We start from the raw sequence: 17,429 nt of genomic DNA on the forward strand, positions 1-17,429 counted from the left end.
GGGGTGTCCCGCCCCTCGGGAGACGGGGCTTTCCATCGACAGGGGGCGCCGGGGTGGGCAGCATGGCGCCGCCATGAACGTCGACCAAGCCCTCGCCTCGTCCGAGCGCATCTGGGAGCAGGAAATCCTCCCGGCGCTGGAGCGCTACATCCGCATCCCCAACAAGTCGCCTGCCTTCGACCCGGACTGGGTGAAGTCCGGCCACATGGAGCAGGCCGTCCAGCTCATCGCGGACTGGTGCCGCGCGCAGGCCACGCACCTGCCGGGGCTGACGGTGGAGGTGGTGCGGCTGAAGACGGCGGACGGCAAGGACCGCACGCCGGTCATCTACATGGAGGTGCCGGGCACGCGCGGTGACGACACCGTGCTCTTGTACGGCCACCTGGACAAGCAGCCGGAGATGACCGGCTGGCGTGAAGGCCTGACGCCGTGGACCCCCGTGCGCGAGGGCGACAAGCTCTTCGGCCGCGGCGGCGCGGATGACGGCTACTCCGCGTTCGCGTCGCTGTCCGCGCTGCGCCTGCTGAAGGAGCAGGGCGTGCCGCACGCGCGCTGCGCCATCGTCATCGAGGCGTGCGAGGAGAGCGGTAGCTACGACCTGCCCGCGTACATCGAGGCGCTGGCGCCGCGCATCGGCAAGCCGTCGCTGGTGGTGTGCCTGGACTCGGGCTGCGCGAACTATGAGCAGCTGTGGATGACCACCAGCCTGCGCGGCATGGTGGCCGGCAACCTGCGCGTGGACATCCTCACGGAGGGCGTGCACTCCGGTGACGCGACGGGCGTGGTGGCGTCCTCGATGCGCATCATGCGGATGCTGCTGTCGCGCGTGGAGGACGAAGCCACGGGCCACATCAAGGTGCAGGCCCTGCACACGGAGATTCCGGAGGGCCGGCGCCAGCAGGCGAAGGCCGCGGCCCAGACGATGGGCGACGAGCTGTTCTCGAAGTTCCCCTGGGTGGAGGGAGCGCGCCCGGTGACGACGGACGGCGAGGAGCTGGTGCTCAACCGCACCTGGCGTCCGGCGCTGGCGCTGACGGGCGTGGAGGGCGTGCCGGCCCTGGCGAGCGCGGGCAACGTGCTGCGCCCCTTCACGACGTGGAAGCTGTCCATGCGCATCCCGCCGCGCGTGGACCCCAAGGCGGCCGCGAAGGCGCTGAAGGAGACGCTGGAGAAGGATCCGCCGTACGGCGCGAAGGTGTCGTTCGAAGGGGACAAGGCGTCGGTGGGCTGGGACGCGCCGCCCCTGGCCGGCTGGCTGTCGAACGCGGTGGAGTCCGCGTCCAAGGCGTGCTTCGGCAAGCCCGCGATGGCGATGGGCGAGGGTGGCACCATCCCGTTCATGGGCATGCTGGGCGAGCGCTTCCCGGAGGCGCAGTTCCTCATCACGGGCCTGCTGGGGCCGGGCAGCAACGCGCACGGGCCCAACGAGTTCCTGCACATCCCCACGGGCAAGAAGCTGACCGCCGCGGTGGCGAGCGTCGTCGCCGACCACTTCAAGCGGTAGTGCCTCACCGGAGGGACGGGGCCGCGTTCGCCCCGTCCTTCTTTCCGAGCCTGGCCTTCCCGGAGCATTCCATGTCGAGCAAGCCCCGCCGCACCGGCCACGTCCGTGCGCAGCCCCTCATCGCGGTGCGAGACGTGGAGGCGAGCAGCCGGTGGTACCAGGCGGTGCTCGGCTGCGAGAGCGGGCACGGCGGGCCCGAGTACGAGATGTTGCTGAACAACGGCGAGCTCGTGCTCCAGCTCCACGCGTGGGACCTGGATGAGCACGCGAACCTGATGGGGCCGGACTCGGCGCCCAAGGGCCACGGCGTGCTGCTCTGGTTCGAGACCACGGACTTCGACGCGTGCGTGGAAGCGGCTCGGGCGCTGAAGGTGGAGTGGGTGGAGGCGCCGCACGTGAACCCGAACTCGCGCCGCTGGGAGTTCTGGGCGAAGGACCCGGACGGCTACGTCGTCGTGGTGTCCGCGGAGTCGCGAGCGAAGCGCTCCTGACGCGCCTCACCCGGGCAGTGCTGGTCCGCCGGACCGGCGGCACGAAGAGGCGCCTCAGCGCCCCGTCTTGATGCCCAGTGTCGACCCGGACGGTGGCCTCTTCGGCTGGGGCGACGGCCGTGTCGCCCGCTTCTGGAGTGCCACCGCCACCCCGGGCGCGTCCGCCGCGGACACCTGCCGCGTCACCGGCTCGTAGCCGTTGAGCGCGAGCGTCACCGCCACCGACGGCTCCCCGGGCACCAGCGGCAGCGCCACCGGCGTGACGCCGCGCTCCTCGCCCGCCACCTGCACCGTGGCTCCGGGCGGCTCGCTCGTCACCATCAGGCGCACCGGCTGGGGCGCCGTGTTCTGCTCGGGCGTCTCCGGCGGCGTGGGGCGCGTGGGCGTCTCCGGCGTGCGGCTCTGCACGTCCTCCGGAGGCCGCGTGGCCACGACCGGGGGCGGCGTCACCGCCTCGGAGCTACCTCGCGCCAGCACCACCGCCGCGCCGCCCACCACCAGCGCCACGCCGCCCACCACGAAGGGCAGCCACGGGCGGCGCTTCGGAGGCTCCGGCATCAGGGCCGCGGTGTTCCGCGTCTTCTCCGGCTCCACGCGCGTGGGCGGACGGGACGGCGGCCCCACCAGCTTCGACGCGCGCGAGCCGGCCTGCCCTCGCGCACCCGACGTGGGCATCCCGTCCCGCGACGAGTTGGACTGCGCGTCCAGGTCCACGTCCTCGGCCAGTTGATCCAGCTTCGCCGGGTCCGCTTCCAGGGTGATGCGGTCCGCGTACAGCTCCCGCAGGTACGCGGCCAGGTGCGCGCTGCTGGACGGCAGCCGCAGGTTGAGCGTCCAGTCCTCCAGCGCCAGGCGGAACGCGGCGCAGTCCGCGTAGCGGCCCTCCGGCGTGGGCGCCAGGGCCTTGAGGACAATCTCATCCAGGCCCGGCGGCAGCTTCGGGTTGAGCTGCGACGGCGGCGGCACCTGGCAGTCGCGCACCAGCCGCAGCGTCATCAGGTCCGTGTCGCCCTTGAAGAGGCGCTTGCCCGTGAGCAGCTCCCACATCACGACGCCGAGCGCGAACTGGTCGCTCCGGCCGTCCACCGCCATCCCGTTGGCCTGCTCCGGCGACATGTACGGGTACTTGCCCTTGAGCACGCCCGTCGCCGTCTGCTGACCGCTGGTGGCCGCCTTCGCCACGCCGAAGTCGATGACCTTCACGCCCCCGTCGAACCCGACGAGCACGTTCTGCGGTGACACGTCCCGGTGCACCAGCTTCAGCGGCTGGCCGTGCCCGTCCCGCGCACCGTGCGCGTAGGACAGCCCCGCCGCCGCGTCCGCGATGATGCGGACCACCAGACCCACCGGCAGCGGGCGCTCCTGCTTGCGCGCGAAGCGGTCCAACCGGCGCACGTCCTCGCCCTGCACGTACTCCATGGCCAGGCAGTGCCGGCCCTCAATCTCCGAGAGGTCGAGGATGGTGATGAGGTTCGGGTGCGACAGCCGCGCCACCAGCCGCGCCTCGTCCAGGAACATCTCCAGGAACTCTTCGTCCTCGGCGAGGTGCGGAAGGATGAGCTTGAGGACGACCAGTCGCTCGAACCCAGTCCCGTGCTCCCGGGCGAGGAACACCTGTCCCATTCCGCCCGACGCGATTTTTCGAAGCAGCTCGTATTTCCCGAAGACCACCGCCATGGGTGTCCGGGAGGATACCGCGCTTTCTCACCGGGCGGGAAACAGCCGACTTCCAAAAAGACCGAGGTTCTGTCCAGCAGGGAGGGGCTCGCCTCCCTACCCGTGAAGGAGGCAGGCGAGCTACTGACGTCTAGGCCTTCATCTTGTAGCCGGAGCGCAGCACCGCGTACGTGACGCCCGTCGCGACCGCCGCCGTGACGGCGAGGATGGCCCCACCCACCAGCGGTGAGAACAGGCCGCTGCCGAGCATGCCGTAGCGCAGCCCCTCCACCATGTAGACCATGGGGTTGAAGAGGCTGATGTGGTTCCACGGCGAGGGCAGTTCGCGCACCGAGTAGAAGACGCCGCCCAGGAACGTGAGCGGCAGCATCACGAAGGTGGGGAAGAAGTTGATCTGCTCGAACTTCTCCGCCCACACGGCGGCGAGCATGCCCAGCACGCTGAACACGTAGCTGGACAGCAGCAGGAAGTAGAGCGTCGCCAGCGGGTGCTCCAGGCTGAAGCCGGAGAACACCGCCGCCACAATCCACGTCAGCAGGCCCACCACCAGGCCGCGCACCATGGCGCCGCCGATGAAGCCCACCATCAGCTCACCGGGCCCCAGCGGCGCCACCAGCAGGTCCACCACCGTGCCCTGGATCTTGGTGATGAACAGCGACGAGGAGCTGTTGAGGAACGCGTTGTTCGCGATGCCCAGGAACACGAGGCCCGGCACGATGAAGTGCAGGTACGGCTGGCCCTCCACCTCGTGGATGCGGCCGGAAATCGAGTAGCCGAAGACGATGAAGTACAGCGTGGTGCTGATGAGGGGCGAGAGGACGGTCTGGCCCGGCACGCGCATGAAGCGCCGGACCTCCTTCGCGAACAGCGTCTGCATCCCGAGGACGTTCATGGGGTGTTTTTCGAAGGAGCGGGGGTTCAGGCGGCCTGCGAGGGGCGGCCACGGAGGATTTCGATGAGCACGTCTTCCAGGCGCGAGCGGCGCGTCTCCACCTCCGCGATGGGCAGCCCGTCCGCGTAGAGCGAGCGGAGCAGCTCACCGGCGGGCGCGCAGTTGTCGCGCTCCACGTAGGTGAGCGTGCGGCCGTCGGCGGAGAGGCTCGCGGCGAAGCGCGCGCCCGCGGCGGGCAGGGCGGCCTGCGGTTCGGCGAAGGTGACGACGAGGCGCTTCTCTCCGAAGCGGCGCAGGAGCGCGGCCTTGTCCTCGGTCATGAGGAGGCGGCCCTCGTTGATGATGCCCACGCGGTCCGCCAGCTCCTCCGCCTCTTCCAGGTAGTGCGTGGTGAGGACGATGGTGGTGCCCTCGCTGGCGATCTTCTTCACGTACGTCCACAGGTCGCGGCGCAGCTCCACGTCCACGCCCGCGGTGGGCTCGTCCAGGAACACGAGCTTGGGCTTGTGGACGAGCGCCTTGGCGATGAGCAGCCGGCGCTTCATGCCGCCAGACAGGGCGCGCGTGAGCGAGTCCTTCTTGGCCTGGAGGTTCAGGGCGGTGAGGACTTCATCGATGCGCGCGTCGTCGCGGGGCTGGCCGTAGTAGCCCTGCTGGATGCGCAGGGACTCGGCGACGGAGAAGAACGGGTCGAAGTTGATCTCCTGCGGCACGAGGCCGACCTGGTAGCGGGGCCCGGTGGGGTCCACGTCCAGGTCCTTGCCGAAGACCTTCATGGTGCCAGCGGACTTCTTCACCAGGCCGCACACACTGCCGATGAGGGTCGTCTTGCCGGCGCCGTTGGGGCCCAGGAGGGCGAAGATTTCACCGGGGCGGATGGTGAGGTCCACGGCGTGGAGGGCGGTGAACTTTCCGTAGGCCTTGGAGAGGCCCTTCAGCTCCAGGGCGGGGGTCGTGGGCTCGGACATGGGGCGCTTCCTCTAACACCTTCGAATTGGGTTCGCTGGTCAGCGAGCAGGCGTTTTCGCTCCTGGTCGCGTGACGCGCCCCGTCCAACCGGACACGGCGCGGACGCAGGCGCCTTGAGCCGGATGGGGCTCCCTGCTATCCGCTGGCCCCGCTCACGTCTTTTCGGCGAATCCCAGGAGGCCTTCCGCCATGGCCCAGAATTTCATCTTCACGATGCAGGACCTGCGCAAGGTCAAGAACGGCAAGGACATCCTCAAGGGCATCTACCTGTCCTTCTTCCCGGGCGCGAAGATTGGCGTGATTGGTCCCAACGGCTCCGGCAAGTCCACGCTCCTGCGCATCATGGCGGGGGTGGACACGGAGTTCTTCGGCATCGCGAAGCCGGACCCCACGGTGAAGGTGGGCTACCTGGCGCAGGAGCCGCAGCTCGACACGAAGCTGGACGTGAAGGGGAACGTGGAGCTGGGCCTGAAGGAGATCCGCCAGGCGCTGGACCGCTTCAATGAGGTGAGCGCGAAGTTCGCGGAGCCCATGGACGACGCGGCCATGGAGAAGCTGCTCGCCGAGCAGGGCAAGCTGCAGGACTTCATCGACTCCACGAACGGCTGGGAGCTGGATCGCACGCTGGAGATGGCGATGGACGCCCTGCGCCTGCCCCCGGGCGACGCGGACGTGACGAAGCTGTCCGGCGGTGAGAAGCGCCGCGTGGCGCTCTGCCGCATCCTGTTGGAGAAGCCGGACCTGCTGCTCTTGGACGAGCCCACCAACCACCTGGACGCGGAGAGCGTGGCGTGGCTGGAGCAGGCGCTGAAGGCATACACGGGGACCATCGTGTGCATCACGCACGACCGGTACTTCCTGGACAACGTGGCGGAGTGGATCCTGGAGCTGGACCGCGGCGAGGGGGTGCCCTGGAAGGGGAACTACTCCAGCTGGCTGGACCAGAAGCAGAAGCGGCTGGAGCTGGAGGAGAAGTCGGAGAGCCACCGCCAGAAGACGCTCAAGCGCGAGCTGGAGTGGGTGCGGGCGTCTCCGAAGGCGCGTCAGGCGAAGAGCAAGGCGCGCATCGCGGCGTACGAGGAGCTGTTCAACCAGTCGCAGCAGAAGCGGGACGTGACGGGCGAGGTGATGATTCCGCCGGGTCCGCCGCTGGGTGGGTTGGTGGTGGAGGCGAAGGGGCTGCGCAAGGCGTATGGGGACCGGCTGCTCATCGACGAGCTGAACTTCAAGCTGCCGCCGGGCGGCATCGTGGGCGTGATTGGCCCGAACGGCGCGGGCAAGACGACGCTGTTCCGGATGATGACGGGCACGGAGAAGCCGGACGCGGGCGAGCTGCGGATTGGCGAGTCGGTGGTGATGGCCTACGTGGACCAGAGCCGCGACTCGCTGGACGGTGAGCAGACGGTGTTCCAGGAGGTGAGCGGGGGGTTGGACCTCATCGACCTGGGCAAGGCGGGCACGGTGCCCAGCCGCGCGTACCTGTCGGGCTTCGCGTTCAAGGGCACGGATCAGCAGAAGCGGGTGAAGGACCTGTCCGGCGGCGAGCGCAACCGGCTGCACCTGGCGAAGATGCTCAAAGCCGGCGGCAACCTGCTGCTGTTGGACGAGCCCACGAACGACCTGGACGTGGAGACGCTGCGCAGCCTGGAGGACGCGCTCCTGAGCTTCGCGGGCTGCGCGGTGGTCATCAGCCACGACCGCTGGTTCCTGGACCGCATCGTCACGCACATCCTGGCGTTCGAAGGCGACAGCAAGGCGTTCTTCTTCGAGGGCAACTTCGAGGACTACGAAGCGGACAAGAAGAAGCGCCTGGGCCCGGACGCGCTGGAGCCGCACCGGATCCGCTACCGCCCGCTGACGAAGAGCTGAGATTGCCGTGTGCTGTGCTCCGCCCTGTGAGTGATTCCGGGGCGGAGGTGTCGTCGGGAGGAGGGTGCACGCGTGATCCAGTCGTGCAGTTTCTTGACTTCGATTCGCGCTGCCTATCTGACTTAGACTTCAGTGCTGCGGTTGCGGAAACTGCGATATTGGTGTTTGGTATGAGCGGTCAGTGAATGCTGTTTGAATAGCTGTGGAAGTTCGAAAGGGGGATGAGTTGTGGCAAAGCTCAAAAAGCATAAGAAGCCTAAGGCGAGTTCAGTGGCGAAGGATTCGAAAGGCAGTAGCGCCACGGTAACGTTTGCTGAACGTGGCTCAGAGAATGGAGATTCCGATGGATGCCGGAACTCGAGCCATCGGTTTCGCTTGAATCTTGCAGATTGTGCGGATTAAACATGCGTGACGAGGACGTCTTGAACGTGCTTCGTGCGAAGGAAAAGCTGCTGACCCCAGTGGAACTCGCGGAACTGCTGGGGGGCTTACTTGAAGGTGGGATTTCGCATTCTGCGATTGTTTCCTATTTCAAGCGGGCATTCCCATCCATTCCTCTGAGGGTCTTGCTGGAGTCGGGGCTGTGGTGGAGGGTCGGCGAGGGCAAACTGAGCGACCAAGGATTCAATGAACACTTGAGTCCTTGGGTGGGACGGGGAGCTGCCGACGGCAATGGCGGACATCTGGTTTGAAGTGGCGGCGCCCTGGCGCGTGAGCCAAGGTATCCTTGGTTCAAATGACACTTCATTCTCTGCTGGTCGGTCATGCCCTGGCGTACCTGTCCGGAGCGTCCCCACTGGTCCACTCCGACGGCTGTGCCGCCCCGGAGCCTGTGCCTTCCTTCGTGGCGAAGTTCGCCCCGACTGCCTCTGACTGCTCCATGGACTCGACCGTCCCCGGCCCTCAGTGGCTGCCCGTAGCGGTGCGGCGCATCCCGGTGGTGGTCCATGTCGTAGCGGACAGTGCCTGCACGAATGGCAATGTCTCGGACGCGCTGGTCCACAGTCAGATCGCGGTCCTCAATGAGGACTTCCGCGCGCTGGCTGGCACTCCGGGCGGCGGTGGAGTGGACAGCAAGATTGAGTTCTTCCTGGCCACCGTGGACCCCTCGGGCAACCCGACCACGGGCATCCAGCGTTATTGCAACACGACGTGGTACCAGGACACTGGCAGCTACTGGCTCAGCACCGCGTGGGATCCAACGCGCTACGTGAACATCTACACCAACAGCGCTGGCGGCTCGCGAGGCTACGTGCCCTTCCTCCCCGCGGAGCCCACGGGCGCCGTCGGTCAGCCGCAGGACCGCGTGGTCATCAACTGGCTGGCATTCGGACGGGTGGGGCCCGTCATGCCGTACCACAACGGGCGGACCGTCACGCACGAGGTGGGCCACTACCTGGGCCTGTTCCACACGTACTACTCGGGGTGCGGCACAGCCACCGCGCCGGCCTGCTACACCACCGGCGACCGCATCTGCGACACCCCGCCCAACGCCACCTCCCACAAGGGGTGCACCGCGGGAATCACCAGCTGCGGCGGCGTGCCGGTCCCCATCCAGAACTACATGGAGCTGACGGACGACGCCTGCATGACGGGCTTCAGCGCGGAGCAGGTACAGCGCATGCGCTGCACCCTGGCCACCTACCGCCCGGACCTGGCGCAGTAGCTTCGAGCCGAGGAGTGGCGCTCGGGCGCGTCTCCCTCACGGCCGACGTGGCGTCTTCAACCCAGAACCCGTTTCAGTAGGCGAGGTCATCGATGAACCTTTCAGAGCGGGTCTTCCGTGTCTGGGAATTTCGGGTCAGCCACGACCAGCTTTTGATCCGAAGTGCACGGACTGCGCAGCACCCTCAAAACCTGGATGTCATCTTCGCAGGGGTGGACTACCTCGAACTTCCCACCAAGCTCGGGGAGATCGAGATCACCAGCCCGATGGTTGATGACCTTCGTAAAGTCCAGGCCGCCTTTCGCGAGGGCGTCACCGAACGGGATGTGCATGTCATCGTCAGCGGTGGACGGCGCTTCGTTGTCGTCGCGGCCAAGATGACGGTCGTCAAGAATGACCTCGACATCTTCGAGTCGAGCCTGGAGTCCTTCTGACGAGGCGACGCGCTGCCGCGTTGAGCTCAGCCTTCACCTTCCGCCCCTCTTACCTTTCCAGAGGGGCGGAAGGCGGTCTGTGAGCTTGCCCGGACTCGGTCAAAGTCCGGGGAGGCTCAAGCATCATGGGGCGTCTGGCACGTGCTTGTGTCGGCCTGATGTTGCGCGGGGACATGAGTGACGACGAGTTGAGGACGTTCCTCGAATCCGTCCTGCTGCGCTGAGGGCGCGGGTAATCGCTCACGGGGGCCGTCAGCCGCCGCTCCGTTCGCCCCAGCGTTTCTTGAACGTGCCCCTCCGCGCGGCCCACCAGTCGCGCCACTCCTGCACCGCTGCCTCCCTTTCGGCCCGCGGACCCGCGGGCTGGAAGTGGAGTCAGGTGGACGTCGCGTCCCTCAGGCACATCTCCGCCAGGAAGCGCGTGTGGACGTCCTCGCTCTCCAGCAGGTCGATGAGCTCCGGGATGGTGTGCCTTCCCATCGCCTCGCGCGCCTGTGCGAACGCCTTGGAATCCTCCGCCATGCCGCGAGTGTTCCCGGTGCAAGCCCTCCGTGCGAGTGCCGCTGGTGGACACTGTTCCCCAGCGGGCTTCAAGGGCGCGGGCGGGGCCGCTATGGTCCACCCCAGCGGAGGACTCGCCCGCCAGGAGCCATGAACTTCGTCTTCATCTCCCCCCACTTCCCCTCCCAGTACTTCCACTTCGCCACCGCCCTGCGCGAGCGCGGTGTGACCGTGCTGGGCATCGGCGACACACCCTACGAGTCCCTGCGCCAGGAGCTTCGCGAGTCCCTTCGCGAATACTTCTTCGTCCCCAGCCTCACCGACTACGACGCCCTCCTGCGCGCCACCGGCTACCTCACCTGGCGCCACGGCCGCATGGACCGCATCGAGTCCCTCAATGAGTCCTGGCTCGAAGTCGAAGCCCGCCTGCGCGAGGACTTCCATGTCGCGGGCCTCCAGCCCTCGGACATCCACAAGCTGCGCTCCAAGTCCGGCATGGCCGAGGTCTTCCACGCCTCCGGCGTCCCCCACCCGGACCTGCTGCGCGTGCGCGACGCGGACCAGGTGAAGGAGTTCGCCGCCCGCGTGGGCTACCCGCTCGTGCTCAAGCCCGACGTGGGCGTGGGCGCCGCCCACACGTTCAAGGTCGCCAGCGACGCGGAGGTGGACGCCGCGCTCGCCCACCCGCTGCCCACGTCCTATGTCGCGCAGCCCTTCGTGCGCGGCACCATCGTCACCTACGACGGCATCGTGGACCGCCACGGCGTCATCGTCTTCAACCTCAGCCACGAATACAGCGACGGCGGCATGGAGACCGTCACCGAGCGGCGCGACATCTCCTTCTGGAGCCTCCAGCACATCCCCGCCGCGCTCGACGTGCTGGGCCGCCAGGTCGTCGCCGCGTTCGGCCTGCGCGAGCGCTGGTTCCACCTGGAGTTCTTCCGCCTTCCGGATGGCCGCTTCGTCGTGCTGGAGGCCAACCTGCGCCCGCCCGGCGGCTTCATGACGGACATGATGAACTACACGTGCGACATCGACGTGTACCGGCTCTATGCCCGCGTCGTGACGGGCGACCCGGTGGCGGACTTCCAGTACACGCCGCGCCACCACGTCTGCCACAGCGCCCGCCGTCACGGCCGGCGCTACAAGCACTCCCACTCGCAGATCGTCGAACGGCTGGGTAGGTCGCTGCTCGTGCACCGCGAGCTGCCGCCCATCTACCACTCGCTCCTGGGTGAAGAGATGTACCTCACGCGCCACCAGGACCTGGAGTCCATGCAGGACGCGGTGCGCTTCATCCAGGCGACGTGAGCTTCAGGGCTCCTGGGTCCAGGTGAGCGAGTACTCGGTGCGCTCCCCGTCGTCGTACAGCTTCGTCACCTGAGGCGCCTTCGCGCCGCCCGCGGCCAGCAGGGACTCGAGGAGGGCCTCCACGTAGCCGGGCCCCTTGAGGCTCGAGTTGAAGTGCAGCTCGAAGTGCGCGGGGCCGCGCTCCACGAGCGTCACCTCCGTGTAGTTGTCCGTGCCGCGCAGCACCTCCGGCATCCGCTGCACCACTCGCCGGGGGCCCAGCACGCGCATCACGCCCATCACCGCGCGGCCCAGCAGCGTGGCCCCGTAGCCCTCCACGTGCGCCCGGGCGAGCCGGGCGAAGCCCTCCGCCTTGGGCAGGCCCGGGTACACCTCTTCGACGACGATCTCCAGGCAGCGCGCCCAGAGCGGCACGGGGTAGAGCGGCAACAGCGGCCGGTCCAGGTCCACGCCCGCCTGACGCAGCCGTTCCCGCAGGCGGGGGGACACCTGGCCTCTCAGGCCGTGCTGGAGCAGGCCTTCCACGACCTGCACATAGACCTGCCGCTGTTCGGGCGGCACCGAGCGGGGCCGGTGTGTCACGAGAGGGGGCTCACCCGAGCAGCCACTGCATGGCCGCCGGAAGCCGGCGCTGCCAGTCCTTCTCGTGGTGCTCGCCGCCGGGCTCCAGCACGAGCGACACCTCGTGGTCGCCGTAGCCAAGGCCCTTGAGGTGGTGGAAGAAGTCGCGCGTGCCCCGGCCGTAGTCCAGGGGGATGCCGCCCGCGTGGACGAACTCGGTGTCGCCCGCGTCCAGGTAGATGCGCGACCAGCGGCGGCTGTGCTCGCGCCACGCGTCGAAGAGGTGGCCCTGGCTCCACATCACCGTGGGCGACAGCGCGCCGATGCGCCCGAACACCCGCGGGAACTTCCATCCCAGGTACAGTGAGATGAGCCCGCCCAGCGACGAACCCATCACGCCGGTCCACTCGCTGCCCTGGCGCGTGCGGTACGTCCGGTCGATGTATGGCTTCAGCTCCTCCACGAGGAAGCGCCCGTAGGCCTCGCCTCGCGCGGACACGCCGTTGCGCGGCTCATCCCACGGTGAGTACTCCTGGAAGCGGCCGGGGCCCGAGTCCACCGCGACGATGATCCACGGCTCCATCCGACCCGCCTGGACGTTCTCCTCCGCGACGCGGTTGGCGCACCACGTGTCGAAGACGGCGGACTCCGGATGCGCGAAGACGTTCTGCCCGTCGTGCATGTAGAGCACCGGGAAGCGGTGGTCCTGCCAGGCGTCGTAGGTGTCCGGCGTGTAGATGCGGACGGTGCGGTTGAACCCCTCCTGGGGAGAGGGGAAGTGGCGAAGGATGTGGACGTAGCCCATGCGCTGTTTCTGGGGCCGGACGGGGCCGGCCTCGCGAGGAGGTCACCGCAGCATAGCCGCACCGCCCCACGCCCACGTGGATGCGCGTGGACCGCCGTCCCTGGCCTGGACGGCGGGTCCGGGGAAGGGATGGACCGCGCGTCGTCCCTTCTCTGTAGGGAAGGGTGGTCCCGCTCGTGCAGAGGGCCCGCCGCGTGCGTTCCGTCCTCTTCCGCGTCTGGCTGTTCCTGCTGGGTCTGCCCTTCACGGCGCTCGCCGCGACCTATGAGGTAGACCCCGAGGACACGGGGGAGCAGGCGCTGTTCGCGCTGCGAGAGGACGGAGCCATCACGGCGGAGACGCTGTCCGCGCTGCTGGTGCTGCGACGCTCGGGCGTGGATCCAGCGCATGCGTCGCGCGCCGCGCTCTATGCGTTGCCGGGACTGACGTACGCGCGCGTGGATGGGTTCACGGCTTCCGGAGGACTGACGCCGGAGGAGCTGCGACGGCTGGCGCCCTTCCTGACGACCTCGGCGCCGGAGCGGGTGACGGGCGATGCGCGGCTGCTGACGGCGTTCGCCGCGTCGGATCCGGTGCTTCCGCCCCTGGCGCTCCAGGTGCGCGTGGCGGGGCCGGAGGGCTGGCGCGTGGGGTTGCTCACGTCCCTCACGCGGCGACGGCTGGGGGCGGTGCAACGGGATGCGAACCGGCGGGCGCTGGTGGCGGAGGCGCCCGGCGTGTCGGTGGTCGTGCCCAAGTTCCACGGTCAGTGGACGGGCGAGCGGGCTTCCGTGCTGGTGGGCTCGTACCGGCTGGGCTTCGGTCAGCGGCTCACGTTGGACACCACCGGACTGCCCACGCCGGACGGCTTCCTGCCTGACGACACCGTGCGCGCGCCAGGCGGCGTGGAGCGCTGGTGCTTCCTGGGAGAAGGCGCCTGCACCCCCGAGGAGCGCGCCGCGGACGTGACGCCGGACTTCCAGTGGGACGAAGGTTTCCGCGGCGTGGTGGGCACGGTGCGGACCTCCTCGGGCGTGTCCGTGACGGGCTTCGGTTCGTATCAGTCCCGTTCGTTGATCTCGCACGCCCTGATGGAACGGACGTCCTGCGAGGGCACGGCCTGCAAGGCGCCAGCGGTGTGGCTCGCGGGGACGGGAGCACCCGCGGGGCGCGTGGTGTCGCGCACGCTGCCCGGTGTGTTCCACGAGTGGGCAGGAGGTGGCCACGCGGCGATGGCGTGGACCCGGCGGGCACAGGTCGGAATGACGGCCTGGGGCGCGCGGCCGGTGTGGAGCGTGGAGGGCGCGGTGCTCGATTTCCGTTCCACGGCGGGCTACCCGGCGGGCGGAGCTTTCGGCGCGGTGGGCGTGGATTGCGCGTGGGGTCTGGGCCCCGTGGACCTCTTCGTGGAAGCGGCGCGCACGTTCGATTCGGCGATGGGCGGAGGCGGTGGCTACGGCGCGCTTCAGCGCACGGTGGTGGCGGACACCACGAAGGAGCTGGAGCTGTCGCTGCGTGCCTACGGGCGCGGCTTCGCCAATCCCTACACGGGCGCGATGTCCGGCCCGGACGAGCTGGAGGGCTCGCGGGCCCGGAACGAAGTGGGCGCGCGCGTGCGCTACCTGCACCGCGTGGAGGGCGCGCTGCGGCTGCGTGGTGAGGTGGATGCGTGGACGCTGCCCGCCGACGGCGCGGCGGTGGGCAGTGCCGGCACGGTGAACCTGCGGGCTTCGGCCCGAATGGACTGGCGGGCGCACGCGCTGTTCCAGCCGTCGCTGTGGACCGAGTACCGGGACAAGGACGTCGGCGTGGCGGGGGACTGCTTCGACGGTTCGGGCGAGGACCCCTGCGCAGGGTCGCTCCTGCGCATCACGGTCCGGGTGAAGGCGGAGCTTCACGATGCCGTGTCCATGGCCGCGCAGTACGCGCATGCCCGCGTGGATGATCCGGTGAACCGGGGCGTGCGTGAGGACGCGCATGCGGTGGTGGAGGCGCAGGTGCGGCCTTGCGACGCCGTGAGGCTGCGGGGCCGCGCCGTGTGGAAGGACGAGGACCTGTCGACGCGCAACCGGCTGGAGCAGTCCTTCCGGGCCACGCTCGATGCGAGCTGGACGGCGGATGCCGTGACGACACGGGCCCGGTACGCGTGGGTCGTGGACTTGAAGGACGCGAGAGGGGCCCGGACGCCGCCGGATGCGCCCCGGCACCTGTTCGCGCTGGAAGTGGAGACGCGGTTCTGAAGGGAGCGGAGTGTGGCGGCTTGGGCAGTGCGGGGATGGGGCGTGCGGTTGGGATTGGGATGGGTGCTGGGATGGATGGGGGCGTGCGGACTGCCCACGTGGGAGGAGGAGCCAGCGGCCTGTGATGCGCTGGTGCCGGGGGACCTGGTCATCACGGAGTACCTCAACGACCCCGCGGGCGCGGACACGGGGAAGGAGTACGTGGAGCTCCACAACCCCACCGGGGAGACCGTGGACCTGCTGGGCGTCACGCTCTTCACCGCGCGCGACGAGGCGGCACAGGAGCGGGTCTACACGTTCACCACGGGCCTGCCGGTGGACGCGGGGGCCTTCATCGTGCTGGGCGACGTGCGCGAGGGAGCACTGCCCGAGCATGTGGACCAGACCTATGGGGATGCGCTCGGCGCGCTGGGGAACAGCGCGGGGCTCCTGGGCCTGCGGTGCGGGACGCGCGTGCTCGACTCGGTGGTGCTTGAAGCGCCTGCGAAGTCGGGTTCGGCCCGGACCCATGACGGCCTGTCAGGCTGGTGCGATGCGCCGGGCAGTCCGGGCAGCGCGAACGCGCCGTGTCCCGCGTTGGCGGATGGCGGAGTGACATCCGGAGCGACATGCCTGCCTCCGGGCGCGGACTCTCCCCGGGAGGTCCAGTCCCCGCGACCCGGAGAGCTGATCATCACCGAGGTGATGGCCAACCCGCGAGGCGACGACACGGTGGGCGAGTGGCTGGAGGTCCGCGCCACCGTGCCCGTGGACCTCAATGGGCTGACGGTGGGGACAGACACGTCCGGTACACGCCTGGAATCGGAGCGCTGTCTGTCCCTCGCCGCTGGAGAGTCCGCGCTGCTCGCGCGAAGGCGGGAGCCGGAGGTGAACGGTGGCCTGCCGGAGCCGCTGGCCACGTTCTCCGTGGACCTTCGCAACGCGGGCGGCGTGGTCGCCGTGCGCTCGGGCAACGTGCTCATCGACAGCGCGCTGTATGGCCCCGCCCAGGACGGCGTGGCCACCCAGGTGTCCGCGCCGCTCACCGCCGATGCGAAGGGCAACGACGCCACCGCGTCCTGGTGCGCCGCCACGGAGGCCTACGGCGACAGGGGTAACCTGGGCACGCCGGGACGGGCCAACCGCGCGTGCACCGGAGCGGACGCGGGCACTGCGCAGGCGGGCTGTATCGACCGGACCACGGGGCAGACCCGCGCGCTCCGGACTCCCACCGTGGGCTCCCTGGTGCTCACCGAGTTCATGGCCGACCCCACCACCGTCCCGGATGCGCAGGGGGAATGGGTGGAGGTGCTCGCGCTGCGTGAGCTGGACCTCAACGGGGTGACGCTCGCCAACGAGTCGGGCAGCTCCGTCCTGGAGTCCCCGCTGTGCCTGTCGATGAAGGCCGGGAGCTTCGCGGTCCTCGCGCGCGGTGATGACGCTTCACTCAATGGCGGGTTGCCCTCGGTGCTCGGCACGTTCGCGTTCGGCCTGGGCAACGGCGCGGGGGCGCATGTCCTCGAGCTGTCGGCGCAGGGCAGTGTCCTGGACTCGGTGGCCTTCACGAGCGCCGCGAGCCCCGGCGTGTCGTCGCAGCTGGATGCGCGCGTTCGGGACGCCACCGGTAACGACGTGGCCGGGGCCTTCTGTCCCACGCCCGCCGGTGTGAACTACGGCGCGGGCGACCGGGGCACCCCGGGCCGGGAGAACCGGACGTGCGCGCGATGAGGACTCGGGGATTGGCGTGGCTGCTGCTGCTCACCCTCGTGTGCGCCTGTGGTGGCGGGGAAGGGGAGTGCGGTCCGAGCACGGGCGTGGTGACGAAGGTCATCGACGGGGACACGGTGGTGCTCCAGGACGGCGAGCGCATCCGCTACCTGCTGGCCGACACCCCGGAGACGACGCGGGGGCACGACGACTGCTTCGGCGAGGAGGCCGCGGCGTTCAACCGCTCGCTCGTGGAGGGCCGCACGGTGCGGCTGCGGGACGCGGAGGCGTGCACGGACCGCTTCGGGCGGCGGCTCGCCTATGTGTCCGTGGACGGCGAGGACGTGAACGCGCTGCTCGTGAAGCGCGGCTACGCGTGCACGCTGTTCATCCCTCCGGCCGGAGCCTCCCGGCGCGGCGAGTTCGAGGCCCTGGAGCTGGAGGCCCGGCGCGCCCGCCGGGGCCTGTGGGGTCGCTGCCCTGCGCCGTGTCCCCGGGGACGGCGCCCGCCCGCGTCCACCCTACGGCAGCGTGTCCCTCACCGCCCGGGCCAGTGACTCCAGCGGATCGACCCTCTGGGGCGCCCTCAGGACCGGCCCTCCGCCGGCAGGACGTGGACCTGGGTCCACGTCCTCGGGGGCAACCGCCCCGTCGCCAGCGCGTGCGCGCCCTGCCCGCCGGTCCTGCGTTCCGCGAATGACATGGCCTGCTGCCTCCCTTGTGCCTGGGAGTCCGTCTCCCCCAGGTCCTTGAGGGGACCCAGCGGTTCACGGAGGCCTCCCATGGCCGCCCGCCATGTCCCCGGGTTCAATCCCAGAGGTGGGCAACCCACCCCACCCCGTCC

The 17,429-nt window shown here is 69.3% G+C and carries 16 protein-coding genes; 10 read left to right on the plus strand and 6 right to left on the minus strand.

Annotation, left to right across the window (positions count from 1 at the left end):
- Window positions 1-73: 73 nt before the first annotated feature.
- On the plus strand, window positions 74-1,504 hold the full coding sequence (locus D7W82_RS30700; protein ID WP_120621719.1) for a M20 family metallopeptidase: 1,431 nt from the start codon (window positions 74-76) through the stop codon (window positions 1,502-1,504).
- A 71-nt stretch (window positions 1,505-1,575) separates the two neighbouring features.
- Window positions 1,576-1,995, plus strand: a complete 420-nt coding sequence (locus tag D7W82_RS30705; protein WP_120621731.1) for a VOC family protein — start codon at window positions 1,576-1,578, stop codon at window positions 1,993-1,995.
- 54 nt (window positions 1,996-2,049) lie between these two features.
- Here D7W82_RS30705 and D7W82_RS30710 read toward each other — a convergent pair whose 3' ends face one another.
- The 3 genes from D7W82_RS30710 to D7W82_RS30720 form a co-directional block, all read right to left on the minus strand.
- Window positions 2,050-3,672: a serine/threonine-protein kinase gene (locus D7W82_RS30710; RefSeq protein ID WP_120621720.1), complete on the minus strand. Its 1,623-nt coding sequence runs from the start codon at window positions 3,670-3,672 to the stop codon at window positions 2,050-2,052.
- Window positions 3,673-3,802: 130 nt separating this feature from the next.
- The gene (locus tag D7W82_RS30715) at window positions 3,803-4,564 is read right to left on the minus strand and encodes an ABC transporter permease (protein WP_120621721.1); all 762 of its coding nucleotides are present in this window, start codon (window positions 4,562-4,564) and stop codon (window positions 3,803-3,805) included.
- A 26-nt stretch (window positions 4,565-4,590) separates the two neighbouring features.
- A complete protein-coding gene (locus tag D7W82_RS30720) occupies window positions 4,591-5,532 on the minus strand; it encodes an ABC transporter ATP-binding protein (RefSeq protein WP_120621722.1) in 942 nt (313 codons plus the stop codon).
- Window positions 5,533-5,722: 190 nt separating this feature from the next.
- On the opposite strand from D7W82_RS30720, the gene ettA reads away from it, so the two are divergent.
- From ettA to D7W82_RS30735, 4 genes are all read left to right on the plus strand, one after another.
- Complete coding sequence (gene ettA, locus D7W82_RS30725; protein WP_120562491.1) at window positions 5,723-7,402, plus strand: energy-dependent translational throttle protein EttA; 1,680 nt, start codon at window positions 5,723-5,725, stop codon at window positions 7,400-7,402.
- Between the two features lie 404 nt (window positions 7,403-7,806).
- Entirely contained in the window at window positions 7,807-8,094 is a 288-nt protein-coding gene (locus tag D7W82_RS40205; RefSeq protein ID WP_147439639.1) for a hypothetical protein, read from the plus strand.
- 188 nt (window positions 8,095-8,282) lie between these two features.
- Complete coding sequence (locus tag D7W82_RS30730) at window positions 8,283-9,068, plus strand: zinc metalloprotease (protein WP_233588031.1); 786 nt, start codon at window positions 8,283-8,285, stop codon at window positions 9,066-9,068.
- A 92-nt stretch (window positions 9,069-9,160) separates the two neighbouring features.
- A complete protein-coding gene (locus D7W82_RS30735) occupies window positions 9,161-9,502 on the plus strand; it encodes a hypothetical protein (protein WP_120621724.1) in 342 nt (113 codons plus the stop codon).
- Between the two features lie 375 nt (window positions 9,503-9,877).
- On the opposite strand, the gene D7W82_RS40685 is transcribed toward D7W82_RS30735, so the two are convergent.
- The gene (locus D7W82_RS40685; RefSeq protein WP_158617758.1) at window positions 9,878-10,024 is read right to left on the minus strand and encodes a hypothetical protein; all 147 of its coding nucleotides are present in this window, start codon (window positions 10,022-10,024) and stop codon (window positions 9,878-9,880) included.
- A 129-nt stretch (window positions 10,025-10,153) separates the two neighbouring features.
- Here D7W82_RS40685 and D7W82_RS30740 point away from each other — a divergent pair, with 129 nt between their 5' ends.
- Window positions 10,154-11,314 carry an acetyl-CoA carboxylase biotin carboxylase subunit family protein gene (locus D7W82_RS30740; protein ID WP_120621725.1) on the plus strand — a complete coding sequence of 387 codons (1,161 nt, stop codon included), beginning with the start codon at window positions 10,154-10,156 and terminating at the stop codon, window positions 11,312-11,314.
- A 3-nt stretch (window positions 11,315-11,317) separates the two neighbouring features.
- Here D7W82_RS30740 and D7W82_RS30745 read toward each other — a convergent pair whose 3' ends face one another.
- Window positions 11,318-11,896, minus strand: coding sequence for a DUF2378 family protein (locus D7W82_RS30745; RefSeq protein ID WP_233588032.1), 579 nt, complete (start codon window positions 11,894-11,896; stop codon window positions 11,318-11,320).
- 10 nt (window positions 11,897-11,906) lie between these two features.
- Window positions 11,907-12,680: an alpha/beta hydrolase gene (locus D7W82_RS30750; protein ID WP_120621727.1), complete on the minus strand. Its 774-nt coding sequence runs from the start codon at window positions 12,678-12,680 to the stop codon at window positions 11,907-11,909.
- 194 nt (window positions 12,681-12,874) lie between these two features.
- Between D7W82_RS30750 and D7W82_RS30755 the strand changes: the two genes are divergently transcribed.
- The 3 genes from D7W82_RS30755 to D7W82_RS30765 are packed head-to-tail and all read left to right on the plus strand — an operon-like array spanning window position 12,875 to window position 17,142.
- The gene (locus D7W82_RS30755; protein WP_199727868.1) at window positions 12,875-14,899 is read left to right on the plus strand and encodes a hypothetical protein; all 2,025 of its coding nucleotides are present in this window, start codon (window positions 12,875-12,877) and stop codon (window positions 14,897-14,899) included.
- Between the two features lie 12 nt (window positions 14,900-14,911).
- Window positions 14,912-16,606 (plus strand): lamin tail domain-containing protein, encoded by a 1,695-nt coding sequence (locus D7W82_RS30760; protein ID WP_370451090.1) that lies wholly within the window; start codon window positions 14,912-14,914, stop codon window positions 16,604-16,606.
- An 11-nt stretch (window positions 16,607-16,617) separates the two neighbouring features.
- Complete coding sequence (locus D7W82_RS30765; RefSeq protein ID WP_370451091.1) at window positions 16,618-17,142, plus strand: thermonuclease family protein; 525 nt, start codon at window positions 16,618-16,620, stop codon at window positions 17,140-17,142.
- Window positions 17,143-17,429: the final 287 nt, after the last annotated feature.

Origin of the sequence: Corallococcus sp. CA049B, from assembly GCF_003611685.1 — a bacterium.
In the GTDB taxonomy this organism is placed as follows: Bacteria; Myxococcota; Myxococcia; order Myxococcales; family Myxococcaceae; genus Corallococcus; species Corallococcus coralloides.

Excerpts from the sequence above, each read along its gene's own strand:
- ettA (WP_120562491.1), top strand. The coding sequence starts at position 5,723 with ATGGCCCAGAATTTCATCTTCACGATGCAGGACCTGCGCAAGGTCAAG.
- D7W82_RS30720 (WP_120621722.1), bottom strand. The coding sequence starts at position 5,532 with ATGTCCGAGCCCACGACCCCCGCCCTGGAGCTGAAGGGCCTCTCCAAG.
- D7W82_RS30700 (WP_120621719.1), top strand. The coding sequence starts at position 74 with ATGAACGTCGACCAAGCCCTCGCCTCGTCCGAGCGCATCTGGGAGCAG.
- D7W82_RS40685 (WP_158617758.1), bottom strand. The coding sequence starts at position 10,024 with ATGGCGGAGGATTCCAAGGCGTTCGCACAGGCGCGCGAGGCGATGGGA.
- D7W82_RS30715 (WP_120621721.1), bottom strand. The coding sequence starts at position 4,564 with ATGAACGTCCTCGGGATGCAGACGCTGTTCGCGAAGGAGGTCCGGCGC.
- D7W82_RS30735 (WP_120621724.1), top strand. The coding sequence starts at position 9,161 with ATGAACCTTTCAGAGCGGGTCTTCCGTGTCTGGGAATTTCGGGTCAGC.
- D7W82_RS30750 (WP_120621727.1), bottom strand. The coding sequence starts at position 12,680 with ATGGGCTACGTCCACATCCTTCGCCACTTCCCCTCTCCCCAGGAGGGG.
- D7W82_RS30705 (WP_120621731.1), top strand. The coding sequence starts at position 1,576 with ATGTCGAGCAAGCCCCGCCGCACCGGCCACGTCCGTGCGCAGCCCCTC.
- D7W82_RS30710 (WP_120621720.1), bottom strand. The coding sequence starts at position 3,672 with ATGGCGGTGGTCTTCGGGAAATACGAGCTGCTTCGAAAAATCGCGTCG.
- D7W82_RS30740 (WP_120621725.1), top strand. The coding sequence starts at position 10,154 with ATGAACTTCGTCTTCATCTCCCCCCACTTCCCCTCCCAGTACTTCCAC.
- D7W82_RS30730 (WP_233588031.1), top strand. The coding sequence starts at position 8,283 with ATGGACTCGACCGTCCCCGGCCCTCAGTGGCTGCCCGTAGCGGTGCGG.
- D7W82_RS40205 (WP_147439639.1), top strand. The coding sequence starts at position 7,807 with ATGCGTGACGAGGACGTCTTGAACGTGCTTCGTGCGAAGGAAAAGCTG.